The sequence below is a fragment of the Streptomyces sp. MMG1533 genome (assembly GCF_001279775.1).
Classification (GTDB): domain Bacteria; phylum Actinomycetota; class Actinomycetes; order Streptomycetales; family Streptomycetaceae; genus Streptomyces.
The window spans coordinates 1-342 of the sequence record NZ_LGDG01000148.1; the positions used below are offsets into that span (position 1 = coordinate 1).

The 342-nt window shown below is 71.1% G+C and carries 1 protein-coding gene; it reads left to right on the forward strand.

Annotation, left to right across the window (positions count from 1 at the left end; all coding sequences use genetic code 11):
- Positions 1-342: phosphoadenosine phosphosulfate reductase family protein (locus ADK57_RS16580; protein ID WP_159050077.1), on the forward strand; the 342-nt coding region annotated here is incomplete at both ends.

Here is a 342-nt window from a genome sequence, read left to right on the forward strand (position 1 = left end):
CGCGGTGTTCGGCGGCGGCCGTCGCGACGAGGAGAAGGCCCGCGCCAAGGAGCGGGTGTTCTCGCTGCGCGACGAGTTCTCCCAGTGGGACCCGCGCCGTCAGCGGCCCGAGCTGTGGAACCTGTACAACGGCCGCCACGCCCCCGGCGAGCACGTGCGCGTGTTCCCGCTCTCCAACTGGACCGAGCTGGACGTCTGGCAGTACATCGCCCGCGAGGGCATCGAGCTGCCCGAGATCTACTTCGCCCACGAGCGCGAGGTGTTCCAGCGGGCCGGCATGTGGCTGACCGCGGGTGAGTGGGGCGGCCCGAAGGACACCGAGACCGTCGAGAAGCGGCAGGT